The sequence below is a fragment of the Stenotrophomonas sp. GW821-FHT02D01 genome (genome assembly GCF_059421765.1).
The window spans coordinates 227,882-250,909 of the sequence record NZ_JBWKVP010000005.1; the positions used below are offsets into that span (position 1 = coordinate 227,882).

At 66.5% G+C, this 23,028-nt stretch carries 20 protein-coding genes and 1 riboswitch; of the genes, 12 read left to right on the forward strand and 8 right to left on the reverse strand.

What is annotated here, in order from left to right:
* Positions 1-3: 3 nt before the first annotated feature.
* Entirely contained in the window at positions 4-915 is a 912-nt protein-coding gene (locus AC07UW_RS12605; protein WP_495212153.1) for a LysR family transcriptional regulator, read from the reverse strand.
* A 113-nt stretch (positions 916-1,028) separates the two neighbouring features.
* Here AC07UW_RS12605 and purU point away from each other — a divergent pair, with 113 nt between their 5' ends.
* Positions 1,029-1,880, forward strand: coding sequence for a formyltetrahydrofolate deformylase (gene purU / locus AC07UW_RS12610; protein WP_093820901.1), 852 nt, complete (start codon positions 1,029-1,031; stop codon positions 1,878-1,880).
* Here the strand turns inward: purU and AC07UW_RS12615 are convergent.
* The 3 genes from AC07UW_RS12615 to AC07UW_RS12625 form a co-directional block, all read right to left on the reverse strand.
* Positions 1,873-2,592, reverse strand: coding sequence for an NYN domain-containing protein (locus AC07UW_RS12615; RefSeq protein ID WP_495212154.1), 720 nt, complete (start codon positions 2,590-2,592; stop codon positions 1,873-1,875). The genes purU and AC07UW_RS12615 overlap by 8 nt on opposite strands.
* A 143-nt stretch (positions 2,593-2,735) precedes the next feature.
* Positions 2,736-3,362, reverse strand: coding sequence for a bifunctional nicotinamidase/pyrazinamidase (gene pncA, locus AC07UW_RS12620; protein WP_223497483.1), 627 nt, complete (start codon positions 3,360-3,362; stop codon positions 2,736-2,738).
* A gap of 57 nt (positions 3,363-3,419) precedes the next feature.
* Positions 3,420-4,091 (reverse strand): epoxyqueuosine reductase QueH, encoded by a 672-nt coding sequence (locus AC07UW_RS12625; RefSeq protein ID WP_165376008.1) that lies wholly within the window; start codon positions 4,089-4,091, stop codon positions 3,420-3,422.
* A gap of 141 nt (positions 4,092-4,232) precedes the next feature.
* A riboswitch (cobalamin riboswitch) is annotated at positions 4,233-4,463 on the reverse strand.
* A 142-nt stretch (positions 4,464-4,605) separates the two neighbouring features.
* On the opposite strand from AC07UW_RS12625, the gene AC07UW_RS12630 reads away from it, so the two are divergent.
* Positions 4,606-6,456 (forward strand): RpoH suppressor, encoded by a 1,851-nt coding sequence (locus AC07UW_RS12630; protein WP_495212155.1) that lies wholly within the window; start codon positions 4,606-4,608, stop codon positions 6,454-6,456.
* Positions 6,457-6,518: 62 nt separating this feature from the next.
* Here the strand turns inward: AC07UW_RS12630 and AC07UW_RS12635 are convergent, their stop codons facing one another.
* Positions 6,519-7,472 carry a DUF1028 domain-containing protein gene (locus AC07UW_RS12635; RefSeq protein ID WP_495212156.1) on the reverse strand — a complete coding sequence of 318 codons (954 nt, stop codon included), beginning with the start codon at positions 7,470-7,472 and terminating at the stop codon, positions 6,519-6,521.
* A gap of 115 nt (positions 7,473-7,587) precedes the next feature.
* Between AC07UW_RS12635 and AC07UW_RS12640 the strand changes: the two genes are divergently transcribed.
* Complete coding sequence (locus tag AC07UW_RS12640) at positions 7,588-8,025, forward strand: YfbO family protein (RefSeq protein ID WP_099844655.1); 438 nt, start codon at positions 7,588-7,590, stop codon at positions 8,023-8,025.
* A gap of 378 nt (positions 8,026-8,403) precedes the next feature.
* On the opposite strand, the gene AC07UW_RS12645 is transcribed toward AC07UW_RS12640, so the two are convergent.
* The gene (locus tag AC07UW_RS12645) at positions 8,404-9,771 is read right to left on the reverse strand and encodes a helix-turn-helix domain-containing protein (RefSeq protein ID WP_495212157.1); all 1,368 of its coding nucleotides are present in this window, start codon (positions 9,769-9,771) and stop codon (positions 8,404-8,406) included.
* Positions 9,772-9,886: 115 nt separating this feature from the next.
* Between AC07UW_RS12645 and AC07UW_RS12650 the strand changes: the two genes are divergently transcribed.
* From AC07UW_RS12650 to mmsB, 5 genes are read left to right on the forward strand one after another with little or no spacing between them, the layout of a single operon-like run.
* Positions 9,887-11,392, forward strand: coding sequence for a CoA-acylating methylmalonate-semialdehyde dehydrogenase (locus tag AC07UW_RS12650; RefSeq protein ID WP_025875748.1), 1,506 nt, complete (start codon positions 9,887-9,889; stop codon positions 11,390-11,392).
* A 15-nt stretch (positions 11,393-11,407) separates the two neighbouring features.
* Positions 11,408-12,574, forward strand: a complete 1,167-nt coding sequence (locus tag AC07UW_RS12655) for an acyl-CoA dehydrogenase family protein (RefSeq protein WP_495212158.1) — start codon at positions 11,408-11,410, stop codon at positions 12,572-12,574.
* Positions 12,571-13,368 carry an enoyl-CoA hydratase gene (locus AC07UW_RS12660; RefSeq protein ID WP_313249610.1) on the forward strand — a complete coding sequence of 266 codons (798 nt, stop codon included), beginning with the start codon at positions 12,571-12,573 and terminating at the stop codon, positions 13,366-13,368. Before AC07UW_RS12655 ends, AC07UW_RS12660 begins: the two co-directional genes overlap by 4 nt.
* Positions 13,365-14,543, forward strand: a complete 1,179-nt coding sequence (locus AC07UW_RS12665) for an enoyl-CoA hydratase/isomerase family protein (protein ID WP_495212159.1) — start codon at positions 13,365-13,367, stop codon at positions 14,541-14,543. Before AC07UW_RS12660 ends, AC07UW_RS12665 begins: the two co-directional genes overlap by 4 nt.
* Positions 14,540-15,430, forward strand: coding sequence for a 3-hydroxyisobutyrate dehydrogenase (mmsB, locus tag AC07UW_RS12670; protein WP_495212160.1), 891 nt, complete (start codon positions 14,540-14,542; stop codon positions 15,428-15,430). Before AC07UW_RS12665 ends, mmsB begins: the two co-directional genes overlap by 4 nt.
* 153 nt (positions 15,431-15,583) lie before the next feature.
* Here mmsB and AC07UW_RS12675 read toward each other — a convergent pair whose 3' ends face one another.
* Positions 15,584-16,009: an organic hydroperoxide resistance protein gene (locus AC07UW_RS12675; RefSeq protein WP_495212161.1), complete on the reverse strand. Its 426-nt coding sequence runs from the start codon at positions 16,007-16,009 to the stop codon at positions 15,584-15,586.
* A gap of 111 nt (positions 16,010-16,120) precedes the next feature.
* Positions 16,121-17,101, reverse strand: coding sequence for a cation diffusion facilitator family transporter (locus AC07UW_RS12680; protein WP_312786554.1), 981 nt, complete (start codon positions 17,099-17,101; stop codon positions 16,121-16,123).
* A gap of 212 nt (positions 17,102-17,313) precedes the next feature.
* Here AC07UW_RS12680 and AC07UW_RS12685 point away from each other — a divergent pair, with 212 nt between their 5' ends.
* The 4 genes from AC07UW_RS12685 (at position 17,314) to AC07UW_RS12700 (ending at position 22,991) form a co-directional block, all read left to right on the forward strand.
* On the forward strand, positions 17,314-18,768 hold the full coding sequence (locus AC07UW_RS12685) for a SulP family inorganic anion transporter (protein WP_495212162.1): 1,455 nt from the start codon (positions 17,314-17,316) through the stop codon (positions 18,766-18,768).
* A 192-nt stretch (positions 18,769-18,960) separates the two neighbouring features.
* A complete protein-coding gene (locus AC07UW_RS12690) occupies positions 18,961-19,827 on the forward strand; it encodes a lysozyme inhibitor LprI family protein (protein ID WP_495212163.1) in 867 nt (288 codons plus the stop codon).
* A gap of 129 nt (positions 19,828-19,956) precedes the next feature.
* Positions 19,957-20,547 (forward strand): lysozyme inhibitor LprI family protein, encoded by a 591-nt coding sequence (locus AC07UW_RS12695; RefSeq protein WP_312108058.1) that lies wholly within the window; start codon positions 19,957-19,959, stop codon positions 20,545-20,547.
* A gap of 41 nt (positions 20,548-20,588) precedes the next feature.
* Entirely contained in the window at positions 20,589-22,991 is a 2,403-nt protein-coding gene (locus AC07UW_RS12700; RefSeq protein ID WP_495212164.1) for a VgrG-related protein, read from the forward strand.
* Positions 22,992-23,028 lie beyond the last annotated feature (37 nt).

The following is a 23,028-nucleotide window of genomic DNA, read 5'->3' on the forward strand; positions in this document are numbered from 1 at the left end:
GCACTACACCTGCCAGGCCGGCGGCAGGCCGGCCTGCAGGTGCTCGAACAGCGCGCGGATCTTGGCGGTGAAATCGCGGCGGTCGCTCACGCAGAAGTAGACGTCCATCGGTTCCGGCTGCCAGTCGGTGCCGCAACCGAACACGCACTGCAGGCGACCATCGCGCAGGTAGGGCTCGGCCACGAACGCCGCCAGCCGGGTGATGCCGGCACCGGCGGCGGCCAGCTCGGCCAGCGCGTCGATGTCATCGCAGACCATGCTCGGCGGCAGCGCGGCATCCACCCGCTCGCCGTCCTTCAGCAGGCCCCAGCGCAGCGGCCGGCCATCGGTCGGAAAGCGATGCAGCAGGCCGCGATGGGCGGCCAGCTGCGCCGGTTGCAGCGGCATGCCGTGCGCCTGCAGGTACGCCGGCGATGCGCAGAACACGAACGGGACGCGTGCCAGTGGACGTGCCACCAGCCCGTCCTCCAGCTGCGCGCCGATGCGGATGCTGGCATCCACCGCCTCGGCACCGTGCTGCACGGCACGATCGGTCAGGCGCAGTTCCAGCTGCAGCTGCGGGTACCGCTGCTGCAGTGAGGGCAGCAGTGGTGCCAGCACGTGCCGGCCGAACGCGCTGCTGCTGGCGATGCGCAGGGGCCCGGCCGGCTCCACGTCGCCGGCGGTCACCATCGCCTGCGCGCGCGCCAGGTCGGCTTCGATATGCCGCACCTGCGCGAGGTACACCGTGCCGGCCTCGCTCAGCGCCAGCTGACGCGTGCTGCGGTTCAGCAGGCGGACGCCCAGATGGGCTTCCAGCCGGTTGATGTTCTGGCCCACGGCGGTGGCGCTGATGCCAAGGGTGCGCGCCGCAGCGGCAATGCTGCCGGTCTCTGCGGTGCGGGTGAAGCTGCGGATGAGCTGCAACAGGTTCATGACCGACCAGCTTGCCATGCGGAAGCCCAAGTATCGCTTGGGTCTGTACCAAGCAGTCGGTTGCATCGGTGACCATCGTCCACCGCGCAACGGTGCTGCCCTACACTCGGGCAATGCGCCCCGATTCCATCCTCACTCTCTCCTGTCCCGACCGTACCGGCATCGTCTACCGCGTGTCGGGCCTGTTGTTCGACCACGGCTGCAACATCCTCGACGCCCAGCAGTTCGGCGATGAGGAGAGCGGTCGCTTCTTCCTGCGCGTGCACTTCGACCGCGATGCGGGCCTGCCGCTGGACACCGTGCACGCCGCGATGGCCGCACTGGCCGCGGACTTCGGCATGGACTGGCAGCTGCATGATGGCCGCCGCCGGCCGCGCCTGCTGGTGCTGGTCAGCAAGCAGGGCCATTGCCTGAACGACTTGCTGTTCCGTGCCCACAGCGGCCAGTTGAAGGTGGACATCGCTGCGGTGGCCTCCAACCATGCCGACTTCGCAGCACTGGCAGCGTCCTACCAGGTGCCGTTCCACCATCTGCCGGTGAACGCGGACACGCGCGCGGCACAGGAACAGCAGATCATCGATCTGGTCGAGCGCGAGCGCATCGACCTGGTGGTGCTGGCGCGCTACATGCAGATTCTCTCGCCCACGCTGTGCCGTGCGCTGGCGGGCAGGGCGATCAACATCCACCACAGCTTCCTGCCCAGCTTCAAGGGCGCGCAGCCGTACCACCAGGCGCATGCGCGCGGGGTCAAGATCATCGGCGCCACCGCACACTACGTCACCGAAGACCTGGACGAGGGCCCGATCATCGAACAGGACGTGGCCCGCGTGGATCACGCGATGACCCCGCGCGAATTGGTACGGCTGGGCAGCGATACCGAATCGCAGGTGCTGGCGCGGGCGGTACGCCGGCATGTGGAGCATCGCATCCTGCTCAACGGGCACCGCACGGTGGTGTTCAGGTAACGCGGGCTGTGCCCGGGATGGAGCCCGGCAATTGCCCACGATGCGCCCGCTGTTGCTGCACTGGCCTGGGGCAGGTCGAACGCACGCCATCGATATGTTCCATCAGCCCTTTGGGAATGGATGACCACATCGGATCCAATACAAAATCGACCCCTTCACGCCGGGCGAGCTTCGCGGCGGGTACGAAGTCGGCGTCGCCGGCCATCAGGATGATCTGGCGGACCTGGCGCTTGAGGGCGAGTGAGGAAATGTCGATGCCGATGCGCATGTCCACGCCTTTCTGCCGTACATCCGGTTGCAGCTCATCGGCCTGAAGATCGCCGAACGTTCGCTTTCCCTTGAGCAGGTCGTCGAAGGTTCGCGATCCGGTCGTCCACGAACTGAAGTCGGTGAGATGGCCAAGACGCAGGGCGACCTTCCGCTTCTGCTTAAGTGCCTCGTGCAGGCTGGTTCTGAACAGCGCTTCGTCGGATCGCGAATAGTCGATGCACAGACCGGAAATCGGGTTGTGCATCTTCTTGCGCAGCGGCGGGCAGTCATAGAAGAAGATGCGATAGAGATCCCGTCGCTCGCCACTTGCATGCTTCAGATGGGCGATGGCCCATCGATGGGCGACCTCGGCGGCGCGTTGAGCGTTGTAAGCGTTGTGGGGCTCGATGCGGCGAAAGCGCTTGATGAAGTAGCCGCCATCAATGAGAACTGCCGTCGGCATACCTTTGCCCTCCTGGCTTCATCCAATGAAAAGCCCTCGGTTCGGCCGTCCCGCGATCTGTTGGGGGGCGTACTTGGAGGGCTGGATGGCTCGATTCTGCAGGTTGCGAATCAGGTACACAAGCGGCAGAGGCGACATGCCGCTTACAGGATCGCAATCCTCGCCTTCGCCAAGGCCTCGCGCACCATGCCGTCGTTGGCGTCGGTCACCGGGCGGGTCAGCTCCCACAGGAACTTCACCCGGAAACCGGACTTCACCGCGTCCTGCGCGCTCCACAGCACGCAGTAATCGCGCGCCAACCCGCACACGTGCACCTCGCGGATTCCCCGTTCGTGCAGCCAGCCGGCCAGTCCGGTCGCCGGGCGCGTGCCGTCGGGGCCGTGGTTTTCGCGGAAGGCGCTGTACGAATCCACCTGCTGGCGGGTGCCCTTGCGCAGGATCAGGTCGGCCACGGTCCAGTCCACGCCGGGGTGCAGTGCGGCGCCCGCACTGCCTTGCACGCAGTGGTCCGGCCACAGCGTCTGCGGCTGCGCGTGCAGCAGGATCGCTTCAAAAGGCAGATGCCCCGGATGCTGGCTGGCAAAGGAGGCATGGTCGGCGGGGTGCCAGTCCTGGGTCGCCACCACAGTGCGGTAGCGGCGTTCGGCCATCAGTGCCGCGATCGGCGCCACCAGCGCATCGCCCTGTTCGCAGGCGAGGGCGCCACCGGGCATGAAGTCCGGCTGCAGGTCGATCACCAGCAGGGCGACATCAGCGGGCAGGGCGGTCATGGCAGGTCCGGCACAACGGAAGAGGGGCGACCAGCGTGGCCGCCCCTCGCGCGTACGTCAATCGCCGCTGGCGGCGTCGTTGTCCTGTCCGTAATACAGCAGGCCGATCTTGATGCGCTCGCGGCCGTTCTCGCGACGGTGGCGGTTGGCGTCGCGCAGCGAATACACGCAGCCACAGTATTCCTGCTGGTAGAACTGCTCGCGTTTGCTGATCTCGACCATGCGGCTGGCACCGCCACCCTTGCGCCAGTTGTAGTCCCAGTATTGCAGGCCTTCGTAGTGCGAGGCGGCACGCACGCCGCAGTCGTTGATCTGCGCCATGTTCTTCCAGCGCGAGATACCCAGCGAGGAGCTGATGGTGTCGTAGCCGTGTTCGTGCGCGTACAGCGCGGTGCGCTCGAAACGCATGTCGAAGCACATCGTGCAGCGGATGCCGCGCTCGGGTTCGTTCTCCATGCCACGTGCACGGCTGAACCAGTTGTCGGTGTCGTAGTCGCAGTCGATGAAGGGGATGCCGTGCTGTTCGGCGAAGCGGATGTTCTCCTGCTTGCGCAGCTCGTATTCCTTCACCGGATGGATGTTGGGGTTGTAGAAGAAGATCGCGTAGTCGATCCCGGAGGCGGTGATCGCCTCCATCACTTCGCCCGAGCATGGCGCACAGCACGAGTGCAGCAACAGGCGCTGGCCGTTGTCGGGAAGGGTCAGGGTGGGGCGTTGGAGCTCGGTCATCGTCGGGTGCATCTGGGCGTGGGCAGCAGGTCTGGACGGAAACCGTGAACAGGACGCGCGCGGCCACATCGCCTGCACGCGCAGGACGACGATGGCCCCGGCAACCTCCCCGCGGAGATTCCAGGTCGAGTCAGGGGACGGTCGTGTCCCCCGGCCGGGGCCGGTATTCGGGCTGATGGACACGGGCCGGCTGGCCCACCTACTACCTGCCGCTTCCCAGGCGCGAGCCCAGTGCTGTTGGCAGGATTCGTTTCCATTCACCGCTGCGGGGCAGCTCCGGAATGGGCGCGCGAAGCGCCTTCACCGGATTCCCGTTTAAATCCATCCCCTCGCATGAACGCCAGGATGGACACCTTCGGCAGGTGCAAGGTGGACCCGTTGGCAGTCTTGGTCAAGGGACACCATCACGCGCCGAAGCTGTGGCTGCCTTCTCAGGCTGTGAGAGCGTGTCTTGCCATACTGGGCACCGACAGATGGGAGGTGGCTCGTGGCGGCGAAGTACTGCGATCTGGTCATGAAAGGTGGCATCACCAGTGGCATCGTGTATCCCAATGCGGTGCTCGCGCTGGCCCGCGAATACCGTTTCAAGAGCATCGGTGGCACCTCGGCCGGTGCGATCGCCGCTGCCGTGGCGGCCGCTGCGGCATACGGCGACCGGCGCCAGCAGGCCGGCGAAACCCTGCCCGGTGACGCCGGGTACGGTGGCCTGTCGGCGGTGTCGGCACAGTTGTCGCGGCGCGGGTTCATCTACAGCCTGTTCCAACCGGCCAGTGGCGCGCGCGCGGCATATCGACTGCTGGTGGTGCTGACCGGCAACGCAGGCTGGCCGCGCAAGCTGCTGTGCCTGGCCATCGCGGTGTTCCAGATCGCGCCGTTGGAAGTGCTGGTGTCGCTGGCACTGTTGCTCGGCCTTGGCTGGTGGGGCGGCGGCTGGAGCGGCGTCGCGGCGACCCTGCTGCCTTCGCTGCTGTGTGCCTATGGCGCAGGCGTGGCCGCCGCTGCGCTGCGCGTGGCCCGGGTGGCGCGGCGCAACCTGCTGGGCCTGTGCAGCGGGCTGAGCCGCCGTGCGGACAAGCCCGCGCTGACCGAGTGGCTGCATGAAAGCCTGCAGCAACTGGCGGGCAAGCCGATGGATGCGCCGCTGACCTTTGCCGACCTGCACGACGCGCCCCGTTACGCAGACGAGCCAGACAGCCCGCATGCCATCACCCTGCAGATGATCACCACCTGCGTATCGCACAACGAACCGCGCACGCTGCCGTTGGGTGGGGCGCAGTTCTGGTTCCTGCGCGAGGAGTTCGAGCAGCTGTTCCCGGCCAGTGTGGTGCAGTGGATGGTCGACCGCGCCGGACCACCGCGCGAGGTTGATGGCCGCAACTACTACCACCTGCCGCAGGGTGCGTCGCTGCCGGTACTGGTGGCCACGCGCATGAGCCTCAGCTTCCCGCTGCTGATCAGCGCGGTGCCGCTGCATGAGCCCTCGCGTCGCGAACGTCGCTGCGAGCCGACGTCGACGGCTGCAGGTGAGGCCGGACACAACGTGGCCGACAGCATGGAAGGGCTGACCAGCGCGGGCCAGGCCTGTGGTCCGGTGATCACCGCGTTCCGGGTGTGCTGGTTCTCCGATGGCGGCATCAGCAGCAACTTCCCGATCCACCTGTTCGATGCCGCGCTGCCGCGCTGGCCGACTTTCGCCATCAACCTGGTCTATCCGCAACGTCCCGAGCCGGTGGTGCGCGAGAGCGACAGCCGCCAGGCGCTGGAACGCGCGGTGTTCCTGCCCACCGAGAACCGGCATGGATGGCAGCGGCATTACCAGTCCATCGCCACGCCGTTGGCGGCCGGCGAACTGGGCCGTTTCCTCTTCGCGGTGGTGGCCACCATGCAGAACTGGCGCGACCTGCTGCAGGCGCGTGCGCCGGGGTATCGCGACCGCATCGTGCATGTGAGCCTGCAGGGCGACGAGGGTGGCATGAACCTGGACATGCCACAGGAGGTGCTGACCCGCATCGCCGACAAGGGCAGCCTCGCCGGTGCACGCTTCTGTTCGTTCTCGTTCGAGAACCATTACTGGATCCGTTGGCGCAACCTGGCCTCGGCTTACCAGCGCTACACGCTGGAGATATCGCGCACCGATGATCCGGCGCAGCAGGTGCTGGCCTATCGCGCGGCCTATGCGATGGTGGCCACCGGCACACCGCCACCGCCGTCGTACAAGCTGGGTTCGGAAGACAAGCGGCTGGCGTCGCAGCAGCTGTGGGGGTTGATGGTGGAGCAGGGCCGCAGCTGGTATGACCTTGGTCCCGACCTCACCGACGGCTCGCCACGGCCGTTGCCACAGATGAAAGTGACGCCGATCTATTGATCGCGGTGCGTGATCGCGGTGTGCCGCTGCGCTCGCCGGGTATGGCCCGGCGCTACCGTTGGCTATCGCCACGCCTCGACCACCGCATCGCCGCGCAATGGCGCATACAACGGCAAGGCCAATTCCTGCTTCACCCATCCTGGATTGAGCGCGCGCAATCCCGCCAGATATTCGCGGGCCAACGCGGTTTCACCCTGCGACATCGCCAGCCGTGCCGCACGTGCCCACGTCCGGTCCCAGCCATGCGCCAGCGCCAGCGAGGTGGCCAGCGACGCGCGTGCGCCGGCCACGTCGCCCTTTTCCCACTGCTGCTCGGCGCGGATGATCGCTTCATTTGAAAGCCGCATGTCGTACAGCTCGCGCAGGCGCGCCACGGCACGCGGATCGGCATCCACGCGCAGGTCGGTGTCCTGCCAGTCGCCGCCAGGCGTGCGCACCAGCAATGCCGCCGACCATTGCCCGCTACGTTGTCCACCCGCCGCTTGTCCCGCTTCCAGTGCTGCCAACAGGCGCGCGGCAAGCGCACCGTGGGTGGCCGCGAATGTGCGTTGCATGGCGGCCAGTACCTCTGGCCCTGCCAATCCATTGCCCTGCACGCTGACGTTGCCTTCGCCCTGGGCGCCGGCCCAATCGGCCTGCTGGGCGGTCGCGCCGGTGTACTGCGCGTTGCCACCGCGCGCGCTGACCAGGCCTATCTGGCGCTCGGCGATGCTGGTGCCATCGAAATCGCCGTCCTCATCCAGCAGTTGCTTCAGCACCTGCGTGGGCGAGCGACCCGTAGCCAGTAGTTCCAGACCCTTCGACCCATAAGTCGGGTTGGTTTCGAACTGGCTGGCGACCGCGCCGACCTTCGCCTGCGCCCACGGCACGCCCACTCCTCCGACAGCGAGGTTGTGCGTGGCCACCGCCACGCCGCAGTCGCCGGCCTCGTTGCAGGCAGCAATGGAAAAGGTCGCCCACGCCGGTGTCGCGACAGCAGCAAGCAGCAGGGCCAGGCAGGGGCGCAGCACGTACATGGTCGTCTCCGGTGATGGGGTTGGACTGGGATGCAACGAACCTGCGGAAGGTTTAATGCAGGCAGCGGCGGGCGCCCTAGAATGTCCGGCTCTTCATGCATGCAAGGAATGCCCGATGTCCGCCCGCCAGGAACTGCTGGACCTGCTTGAACGCCTCGATGCCCGGGACGCGGACCACTTCCCGGTGGTGCCGCTGGCGGCGTACTTCGAAGGCAACGACCAGGAAGAGAGCATCGCACCGAACCAGTGGGGCTATGGCCGTCCGCCGATCGCCGAACTGTACGCCCGCTTCGCCGCCATTGCCGCGCGCCCGGAGGTGGAAGGTGTGTACGTGGGCCTGCACCAGGACTGGGGCAGCGCACTGGAGGATGACAGCGAATGGCCAGCGGCCGAGAACGTGCACCTGCTGACCAGCGCCGATGCGGCGACCGTTGAAGAGTGGCTGCAGGGGCTGGAATGCGATGGCGTAGGCGAGGGCTGGCCGTATGGACAGCACGTCGATGCGCCGCTGCCCTCCGCCGGCCATCGCGTGCTGACCGTGTTCTGGGACTAGTAGAGCCACGCCATGCGTGGATGCATTTCGCGCACGGCCAGAGCGTGCCAACCAAGGTTGGCATCTACCAGAGCGGATATCCGGATGGGGTCAGAGCCCATTGCGTCGCAACGGGCTCTGACCCCGGTGCCGACCAACCGGTCGGCACCCACCATCAGCAGCAGGTTCCAACAGTCGCGGGAACCTGTCGAAGGCGGGGTGGGTTCGGTTGCGGGGGCGTGAGCCGCATGGATGCGGCGACCGAGCTTACATGGACGTACTTGCAGCGTCCCCCGCAACCGGACCCACCCCGCCATCCCCCGGAAAGCCCGCTGTTGCTTTTGCTGTTGCCTTGGATTGAAGCAGGTGCAGGGCGCAGCCCTACCGAACCCCCAACCCCTACCGCCCCGGCAACTGCGCGAACGCGCGCTGCATGCAGTCCTCGCGCGGGCACACCCGGCAACCCGGCCCGATCGACACCGAATTGCCCGGGCTCTGCACGTCCAGCCCCAGTGAATACACCAGCCGATCCGCATGCTGCAGGTCACACCCCAGTGCCACCGCGAAGGTCTTGCGTGGCTGGCCGTGGCCGACCGGGCCGCTGCTAACCTGCCGTGCCAGCCAGAAATGGCGGCGGCCATCGGGCATGCGCGCGGTCTGGGTGAGGATGCGTCCGGGCTGGTTGAACGCCTCATAGACGATCCACAACGGGCAGGAACCGCCCACCTGCGAGAAGTGGAAATCGGTGGCCGAGTGGCGCTTGGACACGTTGCCGGCGCGGTCCACGCGGATGAAGAAGAATGGCAGCCCCGGCGCACTGCGGCGTGCCAGCGTACTCAATCGATGGCAGACCGCCTCGAATCCCACACCGAACTGATGCGCCAGCAGCTCGATGTCATAACCGCTGGCCTCGGCCGCGCGCAGGAAACGCATGTACGGCATCACCAGCGCACCGGCGAAATAGTTGGACAGGCCGATACGCGCCTGTGCGATGCGGGCCTCGTCGGTGAAGCCGGTGCGCGCGATCACCGCATCGATCTGCGGCAGGTAGCCGCGCAGCGCCAGCTCGACCGCCATCTGGAACGCCTGCTGGCCCGGCTCCAGGTAGTCGGGCAGCCACAGCGTACGGCTGCCGGCATCGTACTGGCGCTTCTCGCGCCCGGCCTGCAGCGCGGCCACTTCCACCAGCACCCCGTGGCGGTCAGCCAGCAGCTGGCGCAGCCGTGGCGCCACATGTCCCGGCGCCAGCCCCCATTCGGCGAACAGCTGCTCGGCCAGTTCGTCCAGCTCGGGGATGTGGTTGTGCATGCGGTTGAAGAACTCGCGCACCTGGTCACCCGCCGGCAACGTGCTGCCCGCACCCGGCTCGCCCAATTGGAACTCCAGCGCGGCGGCATGCTCGCGCAATGCCAGGTGGCGGCGGTGCAGGTCCAGCAGCGCGCGGCTGACCTGCGGCAGGTTGCCGGCCAGCGCGCGCAGTTCGGTGGCGCTGACGTCGGCCAGGCCCAGATCGCGCAGGGTCTCGCCCAGCGACTCCTGCAGCGCAGCGGGCTCATCGTCGTCGAACAGGGTGGAAACATCGCCCAACACCTCGCCCAGCTTCTTCTGCACCGCAGGCGTCAGCGGGCGCTTGTTGCGCTCGATCTGGTTCAGGTAGCTGGCCGACAGCCCCAGGGCGCGGGCAAGGTCGACCTGGCTGTAGCCGCGCTGTTCGCGCAGCCGCAGCAGGCGAAGGCCGAGTTGCCGCTGGATGGCTGAATAATTCACAGAATTAACATGAATCGTCTGGCGTGTTGGCCAGATTAAGCGGATTCAGCCCGGAAATCGAGGTTGGTGCTGTGAATAATGCCAAGCATCTTTCGCACCCCGTGGGATTGTCGTCATGACTGTTGCAGCGCCCCGTATCCGCATGCTGATCGATGGCCAGTTCGTTGAATCGGCCACCTCCCACTGGCAGGACGTGATCAATCCGGCCACCCAGGACGTGCTGGCCCAGGTGCCGTTCGCCACCACCGGTGAAGTCGATGCCGCCGTGGCCGCCGCCAAGGAGGCCTTCAAGACCTGGCGCAAGACCCCGATCGGTACCCGTGCGCGCATCTTCCTGAAGTACCAGCAGCTCATCCGCGAAAACATGAGCGAGCTGGCGCACATCCTCACCGCCGAACAGGGCAAGACCCTGCCGGACGCCGAAGGCGATGTGTTCCGCGGTCTGGAAGTGGTCGAGCACGCGGCCGCCATCGGCAACCTGCAGCTGGGCGAACTGGCCAACAACGTGGCCAACGGCGTGGACACCTACTCGATCATGCAGCCGCTGGGCGTGTGCGCAGGCATCACTCCGTTCAACTTCCCGGCGATGATTCCGCTGTGGATGTTCCCGATGGCCATTGCCACCGGCAACACCTTCATCCTCAAGCCGTCCGAGCAGGACCCGATGGTCACCATGCGCCTGGTCGAACTGGCGCTGGAAGCGGGCATTCCCAAGGGCGTGCTGAACGTGGTCCACGGCGGTGAGGAAGTGGTCAACGCCATCTGCGACCACCCGGACATCAAGGCGGTGTCGTTCGTCGGTTCCACCCGCGTCGGTACCCACGTCTACAACCGCGCCTCGTTGGCCGGCAAGCGCGTGCAGTGCATGATGGGCGCCAAGAACCACGCCGTGGTGCTGCCGGACGCCAACAAGGAGCAGACCCTCAATGCGATGGTCGGCGCGGCCTTCGGTGCGGCGGGCCAGCGCTGCATGGCCGCCTCCACCCTGGTGCTGGTCGGTGAAGCACGCGGTTGGGTGCAGGACCTGGTCGAAAAGGCCAAGACCCTGAAGGTCAGCGGTGGCACGGTCGCCGGCACCGACGTCGGCCCGGTCATTTCCTGCAGCGCCCGTGATCGCGTCGAAGGCCTGATCGCTTCGGGCGTGGAGCAGGGTGCCAAGCTGGTGCTCGATGGCCGCAAGCCGCAGGTCGATGGTTTCGAGAAGGGCAACTTCGTCGGCCCGACCATCTTTGCCGGTGTCACCACCGACATGCGCATCTACCAGGAAGAAATCTTCGGGCCGGTGCTGGTCATCCTCGAAGCGGAAACGCTGGATGAGGCCATCGCCATGGTCAACAGCAACCCGAACGGCAACGGCACCGCGCTGTTCACCCAGTCCGGCGCCGCAGCACGCCGGTTCCAGGAAGACATCGACGTCGGCCAGGTCGGCATCAACGTGCCGATCCCGGTGCCGGTGCCGCTGTTCTCGTTCACCGGTTCGCGCGCTTCCAAGCTGGGCGACCTGGGTCCGTACGGCAAGCAGGTGGTGCTGTTCTACACGCAGACCAAGACCGTCACCGCGCGCTGGTTCGACGACGAGACGCTGAGCCACGGCGTCAACACCACGATCAGCCTGAAGTAACAGCAGGGAGCAGCCATGAGCCACTCGATGACGACGGAACAGGAAGAAGCGCAGCAGGCGTACCGCGAAGCGGCGCGTGACTTCGCACAGGCCGAACTGGCGCCGCACGCCGCGCGATGGGATGCGGAGGGCATCTTTCCGCGCGAGGCGATCGCCAAGGCCGGTGAACTGGGCTTCTGCGGTCTGTACATGGACCCGGAAGTGGGCGGCAGCGGCCTGAGCCGACTGGACGCCGCCGTCGTCATCGAGGAGCTCGCCAACGTCGACCCGTCGACCGCGGCCTACATCAGCATCCACAACATGGCCTCGTGGATGGTGTCCAAGTGGGGCCAACCGGCCCTGCGTGATGCCTGGGGCAATGACCTGTCTTCGGGCAGCAAGCTGGCCTCGTACTGCCTGACCGAGCCGGGCGCCGGTTCGGATGCAGCCTCGCTGAAGACCACCGCCGTGCGCGATGGCGAGATCTACGTGTTGAATGGCTCCAAGGCCTTCATTTCCGGCGCCGGTGCCACCGAGCTGCTGGTGGTGATGGCACGTACCGGCGGTGCCGGTGCAGGCGGGGTCAGCGCGATCGCGGTGCCGGCCGACCTGCCGGGCATCAGCTATGGCCGCAAGGAAGAGAAGATGGGCTGGAACAGCCAGCCCACCCGCGGCATCACCTTCGAAAACGTCCGCGTACCGGTCAGCCACCTTCTGGGAGAGGAAGGTGGCGGCTTCAAGCTGGCGATGAAGGGGCTCGATGGCGGCCGCATCAACATCGCCGCGTGCTCGCTGGGTGCTGCGCAGGGCGCGCTGGATGCCGCACGCCGCTACATGGGCGAGCGCCGCCAGTTCGGCAAGGCGTTGTCCGAATTCCAGGCGCTGCAGTTCAAGCTGGCCGACATGGCCATCGAGCTGGTTGCCGCGCGGCAGATGGTGCATACCGCCGCGCGCAAGCTCGATGCCGGCGCCAGCGATGCCAACGTGTGGTGCGCGATGGCCAAGCGTTTCGCCACCGATGCCGGCTTCAACATCTGCAACGAAGCGCTGCAGATCCACGGCGGCTACGGCTACATCCGTGAATATCCGATCGAGCGCCTGCTGCGCGATTCGCGCGTGCACCAGATCCTGGAAGGCACCAACGAGATCATGCGGGTGATCGTTGCCCGTCACCTGCTCAACACCGAAGAGGAACTGCGATGAAGGATTGGCGTACCCAGGAACACGTGGGCCTGAAGGTCGAGGCCGATGGCCACACCGCGGTCATCACCCTGCACAACCCGCCGGCGCATACCTGGACCGTGCACAGCCTGTCGGCGCTGCGCGACCTGGTGGGCGCGCTCAACGCAGACCGCGACATCTACGCGCTGGTGATCACCGGTGACGGCGAGAAGTTCTTCTCTGCCGGCGCCGACCTCAACCAGTTCGCCTCCGGCGACAAGGCTGCCGCACGCGAAGCGGCGCGCCGTTTCGGCGAAGCCTTCGAGGCGCTGTCCGCATTCCGTGGTGTATCGATCGCTGCGATCAACGGCTACGCCATGGGCGGCGGCCTGGAGTGCGCGCTGGCCTGCGACCTCCGCATCATCGAAGACCATGCCCAGGTTGCGCTGCCGGAGGCCACCGTCGGCCTGCTGCCGTGCGCCGGTGGCACCCAGAACCTGCCGCGCCTGGTCGGCGAGGGCTGGGCCAAGCGCATGATCCTGCTCGGCGAGCGCATCAACGCCGAAACCGCCGTGCGGATTGGTCTTGCCGAAGAAAAGGTTGGCAAGGGCGAATCCAAGGCGCTGGCACTGGAATGGGCGAAGAAGGCCGGCAAGCAGAGCCCGACCAGCATTGCCGCCTGCAAGACCCTGGTGCAGTCCACGCGCACCGGCACCCATGCGTCGGCGCTGGTGGCCGAGCGCGAGGCCTTCGTCGATCTGTTCGACACCGCCGATCAGGTCGAGGGCGTGAGTGCCTTCCTTGAAAAGCGCGCCGCGCAGTGGAAGAACGCATGACCGCGGTCGACACGAACGCTGCCGAAGCACCGGTGCTGTTCGATGAGCGCGTAGCCGGCAACGGTACGCGCATCGGCATCGCCACGCTGAACGCACCGCGCACGCTCAATGGTTTCTCGTTGCCGATGGCGCACCTGTTGCTGAAACAGCTCAACGCGTGGGCCGACGACGACGGCATCGCCATGGTGGTGCTGCAGGGCGCCGGTGAGAAAGCGTTCTGCGCCGGCGGTGACCTGCATAGCCTGTACCAGAGCATGCGTGCCTACCGCGACGCCGGCCATGGCGATATCCGCGAGAACGACTACGCCGCCGAATTCTTCGACGTCGAATACCGCGTCGACTACCTGATCCACACCTACGCCAAGCCGATCCTGTGCTGGGGCCACGGCATCGTGATGGGCGGCGGCATCGGCCTGATGTCCGGCGCCAGCCACCGCGTGGTCAGCGAGCGTTCCAAGCTGGCCTTCCCGGAAATCACCGTGGGACTGTTCCCTGACGTGGGTGGTAGCTGGCTGCTGCCGCGCGTGCCGGGCAACGGTGGCCTGTTCCTGGCGCTGACAGGTGCACCGCTCAACCCGGGCGACGCGATCTATGCCGGCCTGGCCGACGTGCATGTGACCGAGGAACGCCGCAGTGCGGTGTTCGACGCGCTGCTGCAGGTCGCGTGGTCGGCCGATGCCGCACGCAACCACGAGCGCCTGTCACAGCTGCTGCTGTCGTTTGCCAGCGATGCGGCTACCGGCCCGCTGCTGGCCAATGCCGCGCAGGTCGATGCGCTGTGCGCAGGCGATGATCTGGCCGCCATCGTCGAACGCATCAGCACCCTGCAGACCGATGACGCGTGGCTGCAGGCCGCACAGAAGACCCTTGCCGCGGGTGCACCGGGTTCGGCACGGTTGGCCTTCGAGCTGCAGCGTCGCAGCGCCGGCCAGGATCTGGCCAGCGTTTACCGGCTGGAATACATCACCGCCCTGCATTGCGCTGCGCATGGTGATTTTGCTGAAGGCATCCGCGCGCTGCTGATCGACAAGGACCGCAATCCCTCGTGGAACCCGGCCACGCTGGCCGATGCCGACCGCGCATGGGCCGATACGTTCTTCGCTTCTCCCTGGGCCGATGCCGCGCATCCGCTGGCCGACCTGGGTACCCCTCTCGCTGAAAGGAGCCTGGCATGAGCCGCATTGCATTCATTGGGTTGGGCAACATGGGTGGCCCGATGGCCGCCAATCTGGTCAAGAACGGCCACACCGTACGTGTGTTCGATCTGGTGCCTGCCGCGGTGCAGGCGGCGGTCGACGCGGGTGCCAGCGCAGCGGCATCGGCACGCGAGACCTTGGCCGATGCCGAGGTGGTGATCTCGATGCTGCCGGCCAGCCGCCACGTCGAAGGCGTGTACCTGGGCGACGACGGCATCCTTGCCGCGATTCCCGCCGGGGCGCTGGTCATCGACTGCAGCACGATTGCCCCGGCCAGCGCGCGCAAGGTATCCGAAGCGGCTGCCGCACGTGGCCTGCAGATGATCGACGCGCCGGTGTCCGGTGGCACTGCCGGCGCACAGGCCGGCACCCTCACCTTCATCGTCGGTGGCGAAGAGGACGCGCTTGAACGCGCCCGCCCGGTACTGCAGGCGATGGGCAAGAACATCTTCCATGTGGGCGCCAGTGGTGCCGGCCAGGTCGCCAAGCTGTGCAACAACATGGCGCTGGGCGTGATCATGGTCGTCACCGGCGAAGCCATCGCCCTGGGCGTGGCGCACGGGCTGGACCCGAAGGTGCTGTCGCAGATGATGGCGGTCAGCACCGGCCGCAGCTGGGCCACCGAAGTGTGCAACCCGTGGCCGGGTGTGCTGGAAAACGCGCCGGCGTCGCGCGGTTACAGCGGCGGCTTCGGCAGCGATCTGATGCTGAAGGATATGGGCTTGGCGGTGGAGGCGGCGATGAGCGTCGGCGCCTCGATCCCGCTGGGCGAAGTGGCCCGCAACCTGTACTCGATGAACCACCAGGCCGGCCGCGGCAAGCTGGATTTCTCCAGCGTCGTGCAGCTCATCACGAGCGAAAAGTGACCTGGTAGTGCCGGCCGCTGGCCGGCAACCTCATGCCCCCTTCCGGGACAACGAAGGTGGGATGGGCGGATGCCCGGTTTCGACCGGCATCCGCCCATTTTTTTGGTGGTCGGATCCCTTTCGCAACACGAAAGGGTTCTGACCCCGGCCGCATCAGGCAACGATCAGCGTCACGTCGATGTTGCCGCGGGTAGCGTTGGAGTACGGGCAGACGATGTGCGCCTTCTGCACCAGCTCTTCCACCTGCTCGCGTGGCACGCCCGGCACGTTGATGGTCAGCTCGGCTTCGATGCCGAAACCGGTCGGGATCTGGCCGATGCCGACCTTGCCGGTGACGGTGGTGTCGGCCGGCAGCGCGACCTTGGCCTGGCCGGCGACGAACTTCAGTGCGCCCAGGAAGCAGGCCGAATAGCCAGCGGCGAACAGCTGTTCCGGGTTGGTGCCCGGGCCGCCAGCGCCGCCCAGCTCGCGCGGGGTCGACAGCTGGATGTCCAGCACGTTGTCGGAGGACACGGAACGGCCTTCACGGCCGCCAGTGGAGATGGCCTGGGCGGTGTACAGAACCTTTTCGATGGACATCGGGATGCTCCTGGTCAGTGGGTGGGTGGTGCGTTGGAGCCTACTTTGCCCGGATTCTGCAGACGGTGGGTGACAGTTCGTCCGCAAAACTTGACGGATCGTCCGCCGGGTCTAGATCGTCCATTCCCGGTCAGTGGTGAACATGATGGTCAGCCAGCGGTCCGGCGAGGATTCGCCCAGCGCATCGCCGATTTCGTCGCGCAGGTGATCCCACTCCAGCAGGGGCCGCGGCGGGTCGTCCTCGCGCACCACGAAGAACAGCTCGATCTGTTCGCCACGGCCGACCTGCGCCACATAGCTGCGGTGTTCGACGAAGCCGTGTCGGGCGACGATATCGCGCGCCACCGCATCCACGTGCGCCTGCAGCTCCGGCGGGGTGACCAGCAGGATGCCGGCCAGTGCGCGGCGGACCGTGCCCAGTGGCGCGATCATCACCAGAACGCAGACGAAGGCGAGGATGGCCGGATCGATGTACGGCCCGACCCAGGCCAACGATGTACCGCGCACCAGCACGCCACCGAGGAAGGCGGCCAGGTAGCAGGCCGACATGCTGGCGGCGATCACCCAGTTCTTTGCGTCCAGGGCGATGAACTCCGAGCCGATACGGCGATTGGCGCGCAGCACGAACCAGGCCAACACACTCTCGGCAACGATCGACAGGCCAGCGAAGATGATCGCCGGACCCAGCGCGATCTGGCGGCCACCGGACATCAGCGCATCCACGGCGTTGACCAGCGCATACAGCGCGGCGCCGATCATCAACGTACCGCTGACCCCCAGCACGATCGGTTCCAGGTGCCAGAAGCCCATGGTGAAGCGTTGGTTGAGGCGCGACTGCACGGCATCGGTCTGCGTGGACAGGGCGATCAGCCGCGCGACCAGCAGCGACAACCAGGTCATCACCACATCGATCAGCCCGTAGATGCCGTCGAAGATGATCAGCGAAGAATTGGCCAGCAAGCCGAACACCACCGCGGCGGCCGCCAGCAGCAGCGAGCCGGCGATGGAAAGACGCAGCACGCCCTGTTCGGTCGCCGGGTCGAAGAAGTGCGGTCGGTCGGTGGTCATGCTCCGATTGTAGAGCCGAGCCATGCTCCGCCGCTTTCAGAAGGCGCCATCGCTACCCCGGCGGCGGATGTTCCCGTAGACTCCGCCCCTCCCACGCTACCCGACGACACACTGCAGTGATCACGCCACCCTGACCCTTGCCGCCCATCGGCAGCCGGCCCATCCGGCTCAGGAACCCGTGTCTTTCCACTGCAGCGCCACGTGGCCTCGCCTACGCGTGCGCGCGGAGTTTTCCCATGCAAACGTCCTATCCCCTGCGCCAGCAATGGCTCGGCAACCTCCGTGGTGATCTGTTGTCCGGCGCCGTTGTTGCCCTGGCGCTGATTCCCGAAGCAATCGCCTTCTCGCTTATCGCCGGCGTCGATCCCAAGGTCGGCCTGTACGCCGCGTTCTCCATCGCGGTGATCACTGCCATCGCCGGTGGCCGTCCGGGCATGATCTCCGCCGCCACCGGTGCGATGGCGCTGGTGATGGTGGATCTCGTCCGCGATCACGGCCTGCAGTACCTGTTCGCCGCCAGCATCCTGGCCGGCCTGCTGCAGGTAGTGGCCGGCGTGTTCAAGCTTGGCTCACTGATGCGTTTTGTTTCGCGCTCGGTCATCACCGGCTTCGTCAATGCGCTGGCGATCCTGATCTTCCTGGCCCAGTTGCCGGAACTGCTCGGCCGTGGGCCCGCGGTCTATGTGGTGTGTGCGGCGGCGCTGGCGATCATCTACCTGCTGCCACGCATCACGCGCGCCGTGCCGTCGCCGCTGGTGGCGATCGTCGTGCTCACCGCTGTAGTGATCGGCTTCGGCGTCGATGTGCGCACGGTGGGCGACATGGGCCAGCTGCCCGACAGCCTGCCGTACTTCCTCATCCCCGATGTGCCCTTCACCTGGGAAACGCTGCGCATCCTGCTGCCCGTGTCGGCCACGCTGGCGGTGGTCGGCCTGCTCGAATCGATGATGACCCTGCAGATTGTCGAAGACATCACCGAGACGCCCAGTGAGCGCAACCGCGAGTGCGTCGGCCAGGGCCTGGCCAACACGGTCACCGGTTTCCTCGGTGGCATGGCCGGCTGCGCGATGATCGGCCAGTCGGTCATCAACGTGACCTCCGGTGGGCGAGGCCGCCTGTCCTGCCTTGTGGCTGGCGTACTGCTGCTGGTGCTGGTGGTGTACGGCAGCGACCTGGTGCGGCAGATCCCGATGGCCGCACTGGTGGCGGTGATGATCATGGTCAGCATCGGCACCTTCAGCTGGCGCTCGTTGCGCGACCTGCGCACGCATCCGCGCAGCTCCTCGGCAGTGATGCTGTTGACCGTGGTGGTCACCGTGGCCACCCATGATCTGGCCAAGGGTGTCCTCAGCGGCGTGCTGCTGTCGGCGCTGTTCTTCGCCCGCAAGGTCGGCCACATGCTCGACGTGCAGCGCGAAGACGTTGCGGACATGCAGGTCTACCGCGTGCGCGGCCAGGTGTTCTTCGCCTCCGCCGGGCAGCTGGGTGCGGCGTTCGACTACCAGCACGTGGCGCCGAAGGTACAGATCGACCTGCGGGAGGCCCACCTGTGGGATCTGACTGCCGTCGCCGCGCTGCAGCGCGCGCAGGAAAAACTGGCCGCGCACGGCGCCGAAGTCAGTGTTGTCGGCCTCAACGCCGCCAGCCAGACGCTGATCGAACAGGTGGGAGGGCGCGGCGGCGCGCATTGACCGCGCGCTCGCGGCTCCATGCCTCGGACTGGCCAGGCAGTTTCTGCGACGCCGTCCGCGCAAGCTGAATTCAGTCAGCCATCTGAAACCGCCGCTGTCGTAGGATCTGCACCGTGATCGGGGCCGATGGACGGTCCCTCCCCGCCGGCACCCGCTGGCGACACGCAAGGGAGATACAGGCTGATGCAGGCAATGGATGCCCGTCGGGGCAATGAACAGATCGTCTCCGGCCGTCGGTACTGGAAGGTGCTGGCCCTGTGCCTGGCGCTCACCGCGTGCCAGGCACCTTCTTCCCCTGCATCGGCCGAAGCGGCGGCCACCCCGGCACCGCTCGCCGCGGCATCGCCGGCAACCGCCCCCAACCCAGCGACCGGTGATTCCTCTGGGTACCCTGATGCCTCCTACACAGATGGTCGCCTGCGCCCGGCTTATGGCTGGTGCGTGGATGGCGTGGAGGATGCGGGCAAGCTGCAGGCCTGCGGCAAGGATGAACTGGCCTATCAGGAGGGGCGCCTGGAAGAAGGTGCCAGCAAAGCCGTGACCGGGCTCGACGGTGCTGCCAAGCATGCGTTCCTGGCTACCCAGGCGACCTGGCGCAGCGATACCGATCGGCATTGCGCCGCTCCGGCCAATGCCGGTGTGGATGACCTGCAGAAGGCACAGGAGTGCCGCCTGTTCCGTGTGGCCAAACGCGCCGACGCATTGCTGGCGCAGAGCGGCCCGCCCGATACCTCCTACACCCAGGCAACGCTTCTACCGGAATTCATCCGCTGTGTGCAGCAGGCCCGTGGCATGAACGACCATATCCAGGCCTGCGGCGATACCGAGCTGGCCTACCACCAGACGCAGCTGCAGGCCGAAGTGGCGCGCCTGATGAACGGCCCCGACGGTCCGGCCAAGGACCGCTGGATGGACGAACAGGCCACTTGGGCCGAGGACACCGACAAGCGCTGCAGCCCGGGTACAGAGAGCGTGGGCCAGGCGCTGGACGCGCAGTCGTGCCTCATCAACCGCTACGCCAACCGCGCGGAGGAACTGCAGGCGCGCGAGCGGCGTTGATGTCGGCTGAAACCTGAATTCAGTCAGGCATCGGCATTCTGCGCTGGCGTAGCATCCTCACCGTGATGGGGCCGATGGACGGCTCCTCTTTGCCGACCCACCCGGCGACTCACCAGGGAGAAGCAAGCAATGCAAGCCTTGAGCGCGCCTGCGCGCATTGATCGATCCGCCTTTGAAATCCGACGCGGAATTGCGCTGGTGCTGTGCCTGTTGCTGGGCGCCTGCCAGGCCCCTTCGGCCGACAGCGCCACGGTTGCCGCTGCCGCCAGTGCAGATGAGCCCACACCGGCAGCCACATCGACACCGGCCAGCGCGACGCCTGCAACTGCAGCCGCCGATGCCGACGCGGATGCCGAAGACTTTCCCGCGCCGCTGCCCGATGCCTCCTACACCCAGGCCAACCTGCGTCCTACGTACACCCGTTGCGTGGACGCCAGCGAAGCGGTGACAGCACGCCTGCAGGCATGTGGCGACGAGGAGTTGAGTTACCAGGAAGACCGCTTGGCCGAGATCGTCGCCGGTGTCGTGGCAAGTCCCGACAGCAAGGCCAAGGATGACTGGATGGATGCGCAGGCTGCCTGGTGGTCGGACACCAATCGCCATTGCCGCTGGGATCCCAAAACCGATGGCCAGGGCCAGAGGTTGGACGCGCAGTCGTGCCGCATCAACCGCGTGGCCAACCGCGTTGACCAGCTGCAGGCCGCTGCACGGAGCAAGTGACCTCAATCCACCGCATTGCCAACTGAGAGGAGTCCTTCGACATGGATGTAGTGACCGATGCAAGGAAGGCGATGGAACACTGGCATCGCGGCCAGACCTCCGCCCGTTTTGAAACCGACAACCGTGGTCCAGGCTGGATTTCCTCGGGCAAGGGTGACCATGGCGGCGTGTCCTATGGCAGCTACCAGTTCGCCAGCGCCGTTGGCGGGGTGGACGAGTACCTGAAGTCGTCCCGCTATGCGGACCAGTTCCACGGCCTGAAGCCTGCGACGGAAGCCTTCAGCGAGCGCTGGAAAGCGGTGGCCGCACGCGACGAAAAGGGCTTCGCCCAGGAACAGCACGATTTCATCCAGCACCAGTATTACGACGTGCAGATGGATCGCCTGAAGAAGGTCGGCGTGGACCTGCAAGGTCGCGGCCCTGCCGTGCAGGACGCGCTGTGGAGCACGTCGGTGCAGTATCGCAACATGACCCGTGGTGTATTCCAGAATGGCCTGAAACAAGCCTATGGTGATGATTACAAGCTGTCCGAGCTGAGTGACGAGCAGATTGTCAGGGCCGTGCAGGATTACAAGCACGCCAACGTCCAGCGCCATTTCGAGAGCTCGCCCAAGCAGTGGGATTCGCTGCGCGAGCGCACGCTCAATGAAAAGTCCGAGCTGGTTGCGCTGGCGCGCTACGACAGGATCAACCACGACCCGCAGCCGTACCTGGGCAAGACCTACGAACAGGCGTTCGGCGAGCCGGCGCATCGTCAGTCCGCCGCGCGCCCGGCGCGTGCACCGATGGCCGACGGTGTGCTGGTGCAGGGCGAACGCGGCAATGAAGTGCTCGCGCTGCAGCAGAAGCTGGCGCAGGCCGGCTACACCGGTGTGGATGGCAAGGTGCTGAAGCCCGACGGCGATTTCGGCAGCGATACCTACCACGCGGTGCGTCAGTTCCAGAAGGCGCATGGGCTGGAAGAAGATGGCAAGGCGGGGCGTGACACGCTGTCTGCACTGAACGCCGGGGTTCGCCCACCCGCACAGACACCGGCACCGCCATCGGTACCCTCGCCGGAACGCCACGAGCCGAAGGCGCCCTCTACGGATGGTGCGCCGGTGGCGGCCGCCCCCGGTGGCGGCCGCATCACGGTGATCGAGCCCTACGGCAATGTCACCAGCAACCGCACGCTGGCCCACGGCATCAGTGGCGAAACGGCCTATCGCGAACTGAAGATCCATCATCCCAACACCAATGCCGAAGCCGTGCGCACCGGCGATGCCCGCAAGGCCGACCGCCAATCGGGCATGGTCGAAGGCGAGATGGAGAACATCCGCACACGTGAGGACAAGAATGACATTCCGCTGGTGCGCAAGGACCTGATCCTCACCGATCGCCTGGGCAGTCGCGATGTGATGATTCCGAACCCGGTGGCCGGCTACGCGCAGTTCAACAAGGACGCGACCAATTCGATCAGCCTCTACAGCCACCCGGCCGGCGATCCGCGCCGTGAGCTGGTAGGCCAGGTGCTGCACGGCGCCGCTGGCACGTCGCCCTACAAGAACGGTGACTTCGTCGAGTACGGCGCTCCGCTGATCCAGCAGTCGAACGCCGGCAGCAAACCGGTGCACGCGCATATCGAAGTAGAGCCAGCGCAGTTCCGCCGCTACCTCGGCGACATGCTCAACGACCGCATCACCCTCGGCGGCAAGGTACACGCGCAGGGGCCCGAAGCCGCGCAGGCCGCACGTGCCACGCAGCAGGCGCCGATGGCTGATGGCATGCTGGTGAAGGGCGAACGCGGTGACGAGGTCAAAGCGCTGCAGGGCAAGCTGGCGGCACTGGGCCACGTGGGCGCCGACGGCAAGCCGCTGGCGACCGATGGCATCTACGGCAAGGACACCTTTGCGGCGGTCAAGCAGTTCCAGGCCAACAACGGCCTGGAGCAGGATGGCAAGGCTGGCCGCCAAACCCTGGGCCGATTGGACGACCCGGCCGCAGTGAAGGCCGGCGCGCAGACCGCCGCCGCCCCGGCGCGCACCGAACCGACCGCACCGGCAGCGCCCAGCATGCGCGATCCTTCGCATGCCGAGAATCCGCGCTTCAACCAGGCCCTGGAGAAACTGCAGGAGCTGCAGCAGCAGCGTGCGCAGGCCGGGCTGTGCCCGCTGTTCGCCAACGCGCAGGAAACCGAACGCGCCGCTGGACAGCTCGCCTACGAAAGCAAGGTCGCCGGCATGCACCAGATCGATCATGTGGTCGCACGCCCGGATGGCAGCGGCTTGTTCGCCGTGCAGGGCAATGTCGGCGACCCGGCCGCGCAGCGCACCTTCGTCGACAGCCGACAGGCCGTGTCGCAGTCGGTCGAGGCCAGCACCCGCCAGAGCGAGGAACTGGATGTCCAGTTCAACCAGCGCGTGCACGAACAGCAGCAGGAGCAGGTGCGCAACCGCGGCCTGTAAGACTGCCGCACTGTGGGCAAAGGCTCCGGGTCCAACC

What these genes read in the sequence shown, in the direction of transcription:
- AC07UW_RS12605 (WP_495212153.1), bottom strand. Translation starts at nt 915, where the DNA reads ATGAACCTGTTGCAGCTCATCCGCAGCTTCACCCGCACCGCAGAGACC.
- purU (WP_093820901.1), top strand. Translation starts at nt 1,029, where the DNA reads ATGCGCCCCGATTCCATCCTCACTCTCTCCTGTCCCGACCGTACCGGC.
- AC07UW_RS12615 (WP_495212154.1), bottom strand. Translation starts at nt 2,592, where the DNA reads ATGCCGACGGCAGTTCTCATTGATGGCGGCTACTTCATCAAGCGCTTT.
- pncA (WP_223497483.1), bottom strand. Translation starts at nt 3,362, where the DNA reads ATGACCGCCCTGCCCGCTGATGTCGCCCTGCTGGTGATCGACCTGCAG.
- AC07UW_RS12625 (WP_165376008.1), bottom strand. Translation starts at nt 4,091, where the DNA reads ATGACCGAGCTCCAACGCCCCACCCTGACCCTTCCCGACAACGGCCAG.
- AC07UW_RS12630 (WP_495212155.1), top strand. Translation starts at nt 4,606, where the DNA reads ATGAAAGGTGGCATCACCAGTGGCATCGTGTATCCCAATGCGGTGCTC.
- AC07UW_RS12635 (WP_495212156.1), bottom strand. Translation starts at nt 7,472, where the DNA reads ATGTACGTGCTGCGCCCCTGCCTGGCCCTGCTGCTTGCTGCTGTCGCG.
- AC07UW_RS12640 (WP_099844655.1), top strand. Translation starts at nt 7,588, where the DNA reads ATGTCCGCCCGCCAGGAACTGCTGGACCTGCTTGAACGCCTCGATGCC.
- AC07UW_RS12650 (WP_025875748.1), top strand. Translation starts at nt 9,887, where the DNA reads ATGACTGTTGCAGCGCCCCGTATCCGCATGCTGATCGATGGCCAGTTC.
- AC07UW_RS12655 (WP_495212158.1), top strand. Translation starts at nt 11,408, where the DNA reads ATGAGCCACTCGATGACGACGGAACAGGAAGAAGCGCAGCAGGCGTAC.
- AC07UW_RS12660 (WP_313249610.1), top strand. Translation starts at nt 12,571, where the DNA reads ATGAAGGATTGGCGTACCCAGGAACACGTGGGCCTGAAGGTCGAGGCC.
- AC07UW_RS12665 (WP_495212159.1), top strand. Translation starts at nt 13,365, where the DNA reads ATGACCGCGGTCGACACGAACGCTGCCGAAGCACCGGTGCTGTTCGAT.
- mmsB (WP_495212160.1), top strand. Translation starts at nt 14,540, where the DNA reads ATGAGCCGCATTGCATTCATTGGGTTGGGCAACATGGGTGGCCCGATG.
- AC07UW_RS12675 (WP_495212161.1), bottom strand. Translation starts at nt 16,009, where the DNA reads ATGTCCATCGAAAAGGTTCTGTACACCGCCCAGGCCATCTCCACTGGC.
- AC07UW_RS12680 (WP_312786554.1), bottom strand. Translation starts at nt 17,101, where the DNA reads ATGGCTCGGCTCTACAATCGGAGCATGACCACCGACCGACCGCACTTC.
- AC07UW_RS12685 (WP_495212162.1), top strand. Translation starts at nt 17,314, where the DNA reads ATGCAAACGTCCTATCCCCTGCGCCAGCAATGGCTCGGCAACCTCCGT.
- AC07UW_RS12690 (WP_495212163.1), top strand. Translation starts at nt 18,961, where the DNA reads ATGGATGCCCGTCGGGGCAATGAACAGATCGTCTCCGGCCGTCGGTAC.
- AC07UW_RS12695 (WP_312108058.1), top strand. Translation starts at nt 19,957, where the DNA reads ATGCAAGCCTTGAGCGCGCCTGCGCGCATTGATCGATCCGCCTTTGAA.
- AC07UW_RS12700 (WP_495212164.1), top strand. Translation starts at nt 20,589, where the DNA reads ATGGATGTAGTGACCGATGCAAGGAAGGCGATGGAACACTGGCATCGC.